The organism is Dyella sp., from assembly GCF_035508675.1.
GTDB lineage: Bacteria > Pseudomonadota > Gammaproteobacteria > Xanthomonadales > Rhodanobacteraceae > Dyella_B.
In genome coordinates this window covers 1-5,152 of record NZ_DATJMN010000227.1, presented here as the reverse complement: position 1 = coordinate 5,152, position 5,152 = coordinate 1, and the positions used below count along the sequence as shown (strand labels likewise).

The following is a 5,152-nucleotide window of genomic DNA, read 5'->3' as shown; positions in this document are numbered from 1 at the left end:
CTGCCTCTCCCCGCGAGTTCTGCGCTGTTCCGCACAGCGAGCACCCCGCTCCACAACCCGAGAAGACGACAACCATGGTGGCTTTGGCGACCGAGCAAGTAATCGACGTTCATCACTGGAACGACAGCCTTTTCAGCTTCCGCACCACGCGCGATCCGGGCTTCCGCTTCGACAGCGGGCAGTTCGTGATGATCGGCCTGGACGTGGACGGCCGCCCGCTGATGCGCGCGTATTCGATCGCCAGCGCCAGTTGGGAAGAACACCTGGAGTTCTTCTCGATCAAGGTGGAGAACGGCCCGCTCACCTCGCGCCTGCAGCACCTCAAGCCGGGCGACCGCCTCACGGTCAGCCGCAAGCCCACCGGCACGCTGGTGCTGACCGATCTCAAGCCCGGCAAGCACCTGTACCTGCTCGGCACCGGTACCGGCCTGGCGCCGTTCATGAGCATCATCCGCGACCCGGAAAGCTACGAGCGCTTCGACAAGATCGTGCTGGCCCATGGCGTGCGCAACATCAGCGACCTGGCCTATTCGGACTACCTGCAGAACGAACTGCCGCAGCACGAATACCTGGGCGAGCTGGTGCGCGAAAAACTGATCTACTACCCCACCGTCACGCGCGAATCGTTCCGCAACCGCGGCCGCATCACCGACAACATCGTGGATGGCGCGATGGCCGCCAGCATCGGTTTGCCAACGCTGAACCCGGAGACGGACCGCGTGATGCTCTGTGGCAGTCCGGCGATGCTCGATGATCTATGCGCGCTGCTGGATGCGCGTGGATTCCATGCGTCGCCGCGCACGCGCGAGCCGGGCGATTACGTGATCGAGCGGGCCTTCGTCGAAAAGTAGGCTGGGATGAAATCCCAGCTTGCATTCGGATGGCGATGCGGGGATTTCATCCCAGCCTAGTCGCGCACGCGGCCCTTGCCTTCGTTATCCCAATAGCCGAATACCCTGCGCGCAATCAGCTTGTAGAGCCGCTTTCCCGTCGCGCGCCATAGCCGCGAATGCGGCGCCGGCGTATTCAATATCGTCCACTGGCGCGTCGTGAGAGCATGCGCGCAATAGGTGCGCTTGTGCTTGAGCAGATGACGCAGGTCTTCGCGCGCCAACAAGCGAAACAAGCAGCCGCGCTTGCCGCGCGTCCAGGCAAGCTGGAAATCCACCAGTGCCGGGCGTCCGTCTGCACGCACCAGCCAGTTCGGCTCCTTCGCCAGGTCGTTGTGCACGATGCCGCGCCGATGCAGCTGTGCCAGCAGGCGCAAGGCATCGCGGTAATAGGCCCGATCGCGCGGCTGCGCTTGTTGCATGGGCCGGCCGGCGATATAGCCGCGCAGCAATTCGCGGCCGTTCCATCCCAACAGCGCCGGCACACCATCGACATCGTCCAGCTTCGCCAATGCACGCGCTTCGCGTGCGGCAGCACGGTGGGCGAACGCACGTGCCCACCAACGAGCGGCGCGAATGTCACGACGAACGCACGGCACGCCATCGCGCCGCACGATCTCGATGCGCCCCAATTCGTCGGCTTTCAGCAGGATGGGTTGTTCTGTCACGCGCTTACCAATCTGGAAATCTTGCAAATGCCCACGCGCCCGTCATTCCGGTGCAGGCTCCTTGTTGCCGGCCAAACCCTTAGAGCCTGTTCAATATCTCCCCGCAGCGCGCATAGCGCCTGAGAGGCCGCCACGCGGCATTGAACAGGCTCTTAGATGGCGCGCGTCGCGCACGCCATTCTAGACTGGATGATTCGCCCGAGGACCTTCGCATGTTTTTCATGGACATCGCCCTCTATGTACTCGCCTTCGCCCTGATCATTGGCGGCCTGATCGGCACCGTGCTGCCCACGCTGCCGGGCATCCCGATGATCTTCGGCGGCATCTGGCTAGCCGCGGCGCTGGATAGCTATCAACACCTCGGTGTCACCTGGGTGATTGTCCTGGGCGTGCTGGCCGCCATCGGAGTGGCGGTGGATTTCGTTGCCGCGACGCTCGGCGCCCGACGCGTCGGCGCCAGCTCGCTGGCCATCTGGGGCGCATCGGTCGGCACCTTCGTCGGCATGTTCCTTGGCATCCCGGGGCTGATCCTAGGCCCCTTCGTCGGCGCCCTGATCGGAGAGCTTGTTTCCAGCAAGAGCGTGCTGCGTTCGGCCCACGTCAGCATCGGCACGTGGCTCGGGTTGCTGTTCGGTACGCTGGTGAAACTGGTGCTGTCGGTGGTGATGGTGGCGCTGGCGGCAGGAGTGTGGCTGCTGAACCTGTGAGAGTCTGCTCGATATCCCTGCGCGGCGCTCCCAGCCCAGCTTCTGGGCCATGGTATGGCGCGGGCGATTGCGAATAAGCTCGCCGTTCCGAATTCACAGGGATATTCGTCATGATGAAACGTCTCGTCCTGGCCGCGGCGATCGCCGTGGCCACCGCAGGAACGGCTTGTGCACAAGGCACCCCCGCATCACCCTGGGTCGAGCGCAGCAATCAGGACGCCAAGACCTTGCTCGAGGTCCAGGCACAGTTCAACCCCGAGAGCGCCACGCAAATCGGCCTGACCGGCTATGACGACAAAGTCGCTGACCTGAAGCCGGGTACCGACCAGCGCCAGATCGCCGCCATGAACGCCGCCAAGAGCAAGCTCGAAACCTTGCTCGCCGCCGAACACGATCCGAATGTGCGCCAGGACCTACAAATCATGATCAAGGCCGCCGACTTGAACGTCGAAGGCATCGAACTGAACGACAAATACCTGCTGCCTTACGTGGACGTAGGCCAATTGTTCTTCAACGGCGAGTTCTACCTGCTCAATGACGACATCGACCCCAAGCGCAGGGCGTATGCCGTAAAGCGCCTGGAATGCTATGTAGGCACGGCACCGGGCTGCACGCCCATGACGCAACTGGCCGAAGCAAGAACCACCCGCCACCTCACCGATACGCATTTGCTTGGCCCCTACAAAGGCAACGTGGACCAGCAGCTGGCCAACACGCAGCGCTATGTGCAGGGCATTCGCCAATTGTTCGCGAAGTACAAGCTCGACAACGCCGAAGGCAAGGCCGCACTCGATGCCATGGATGCGCAACTGAAGGATTACGACGCCTGGGTGCGCAAGACCATCGTGCCGCACGAACGCACCGACTTCCGCGTGCCGGAGCCGCTGTACGCCTACAACCTCAAAGCCACCGGCATCGATATTCCGCCGGAACAACTGATCAAGCAGGCGCAGCTCGAATTCATGGAAGTGCAGCAAGCAATGGAGATGATGGCGCCGGTGGTGGCCAAGGACGAAGGCATCCAGGCTTCCGGCTATCGCGACGTGCTGAAGGCGCTGAAGAAACAGCAGCTCGGCAGGAACGACGTGGAGCCCTGGTATCACCAGATCATCGGCAAGATCGAAGACATCATCCGCCGCGAACACATCGTCACGCTGCCGCAACGCGAGATGCAGATGCGCGTGGCGTCCGATGCGGAAACCGCCAACCAGCCGGCACCGCATATGGACCCGCCGCCACTCATCAACAATCACGGCCAGCGCGGCACCTTCGTGTTGACCATGGGCAATCCTTCGGGTCACGCCGGCGGCGCCGAAGCCTACGACGACTTCACCTACAAAGCTGCCGCGTGGACGCTCACTGCGCACGAAGGAAGGCCAGGGCATGAGCTGCAATTCGCGGCCATGGTGGAGCACGGCGTATCGCTGGCGCGCAGCCTGTTCGCGTTCAACAGCGTGAACGTGGAAGGCTGGGCGCTGTATTCGGAAGCGGAAATGCTGCCGTACGAACCGCCGTCCGGCCAGTTCGTCACCTTGCAGTTGCGCCTGGCACGTGCGGCGCGCGCCTTCCTCGACCCCATGTTGAACCTTGGGCTGATCAGCAAGGAACGCGCCCACGACGTGCTGCGTAACGACGTGGGCCTGTCCGAAGCGATGACACGCGAGGAACTGGACCGCTACACCTTCAACTCGCCGGGCCAGGCGACCGCCTATTTCTACGGCTACATGCGCCTGCAGCAGTTGCGCCTGCAGACCGAGCTGGCGCTGGGCAAGCAGTTCAACCGCCAGGCCTTCAACGACTTCATCATCGGCCAGGGCCTGTTGCCGCCGGATCAGCTGGCCGAGGCGGTGCAGACGCAGTTCATTCCTGCACAGAAGCAGAAGAAGTAGGGATCATGACCAACCCCCTCCCCTGCGAAGTAGGGGAGGGCCGGGGTGGGGTTGCCTGAGCTTTAGCATGCGGCCGAATGTCGCCATGGCTTTTGATCGGAAGAAGCACATTGCAGCGACATCGACTTCCGCCGCTCGCTGCGCTCGCACCCCACCCTAGCCCTCCCCTACTTCGCAGGGGAGGGGACGCATGCTGGCGAACGGGCGACGCGCGCCTTGAGCAAACGCCCCCGGACAAAATGCGTAGCAGCACACATCCCGGCATGTGTGAAGACGATCGTCACGCGGACTCCACGGTTCACCAAGCTACTTATCCGGAAGATGACTGCCACGGATATCGCCTCCCCGATATCCGTTAATCCTGCAGCCCCGCACCCCCGCGGGGCTTTTTTTTGGGCAAAAAAGCTCCCCCGCCGGGACGGGGGAGCCGCTGCGCGCCACTCAGTATCGAAGAGTGACGCTGCTGGCGGTGGTGGAGACGTTGTAGCTGCACTGCGGCGAGGTGGAGCCGACCGGATAATCCGCCCCCCAAGGCGTGTTGGAAATCTTGCTGAATGCGGTGTTGTAGACCGCGATGCTCGTGTACGTGAGCGGTGAGCTGGCCGGCAACTCGTTGCAGCTGCCGACGCCATACACTTCCATCACGCCGCCGAATACCCACAGCAAGTTGCCATAGGGATCGGTGCTGAGCGTGGTGCTCTTGCCAGTGGTCACGTCTTTGGACGTGATCGTCCACGTGCTGCAGCTGTTGGCGGCCTTGCACTGGGTGGTGCCCAGGATGGTGTCGCCCACGTTCACGTTGATCGGGCCGCTGTAATAGGTCGTACCGCTGACGCAGCAATTCCAGCTCGACAGCGTCCACACCGTGCCGCTGAATGCGTCATAGCCGAGCACTGGCTGCAGAATGCTTTCCACGTTGGGCAGTTGCTCAAGCCCAGGGAAGAAGTAATCCGTTTGCCCGGACTGGTTGGTTGGCGTGCTCGGCACTTTCCAGGTGG

At 62.7% G+C, this 5,152-nt stretch carries 4 protein-coding genes and 1 pseudogene; 3 read left to right on the top strand and 2 right to left on the bottom strand.

Annotated elements, in window-relative coordinates:
• The first annotated feature begins 74 nt into the window (after nt 1-74).
• Nucleotides 75-851 carry a ferredoxin--NADP reductase gene (locus VMA74_RS12175; protein WP_325367288.1) on the top strand — a complete coding sequence of 259 codons (777 nt, stop codon included), beginning with the start codon at nt 75-77 and terminating at the stop codon, nt 849-851.
• A gap of 56 nt (nt 852-907) precedes the next feature.
• On the opposite strand, the gene VMA74_RS12170 is transcribed toward VMA74_RS12175, so the two are convergent.
• Nucleotides 908-1,558: a serine/threonine protein kinase gene (locus VMA74_RS12170; RefSeq protein ID WP_325367285.1), complete on the bottom strand. Its 651-nt coding sequence runs from the start codon at nt 1,556-1,558 to the stop codon at nt 908-910.
• 221 nt (nt 1,559-1,779) lie between these two features.
• Here VMA74_RS12170 and VMA74_RS12165 point away from each other — a divergent pair, with 221 nt between their 5' ends.
• Both VMA74_RS12165 and VMA74_RS12160 read left to right on the top strand, forming a co-directional pair.
• Nucleotides 1,780-2,265: a DUF456 domain-containing protein gene (locus tag VMA74_RS12165; RefSeq protein WP_325367287.1), complete on the top strand. Its 486-nt coding sequence runs from the start codon at nt 1,780-1,782 to the stop codon at nt 2,263-2,265.
• Between the two features lie 113 nt (nt 2,266-2,378).
• Nucleotides 2,379-4,154 carry a DUF885 domain-containing protein gene (locus VMA74_RS12160; RefSeq protein WP_325367286.1) on the top strand — a complete coding sequence of 592 codons (1,776 nt, stop codon included), beginning with the start codon at nt 2,379-2,381 and terminating at the stop codon, nt 4,152-4,154.
• A gap of 441 nt (nt 4,155-4,595) precedes the next feature.
• On the opposite strand, the pseudogene VMA74_RS12155 reads toward VMA74_RS12160, so the two are convergent.
• Nucleotides 4,596-5,152, bottom strand: a pseudogene (locus VMA74_RS12155) (hypothetical protein); the annotation flags it as partial.

What these genes read in the sequence shown, in the direction of transcription:
- VMA74_RS12175 (WP_325367288.1), top strand. Translation starts at nt 75, where the DNA reads ATGGTGGCTTTGGCGACCGAGCAAGTAATCGACGTTCATCACTGGAAC.
- VMA74_RS12165 (WP_325367287.1), top strand. Translation starts at nt 1,780, where the DNA reads ATGGACATCGCCCTCTATGTACTCGCCTTCGCCCTGATCATTGGCGGC.
- VMA74_RS12160 (WP_325367286.1), top strand. Translation starts at nt 2,379, where the DNA reads ATGAAACGTCTCGTCCTGGCCGCGGCGATCGCCGTGGCCACCGCAGGA.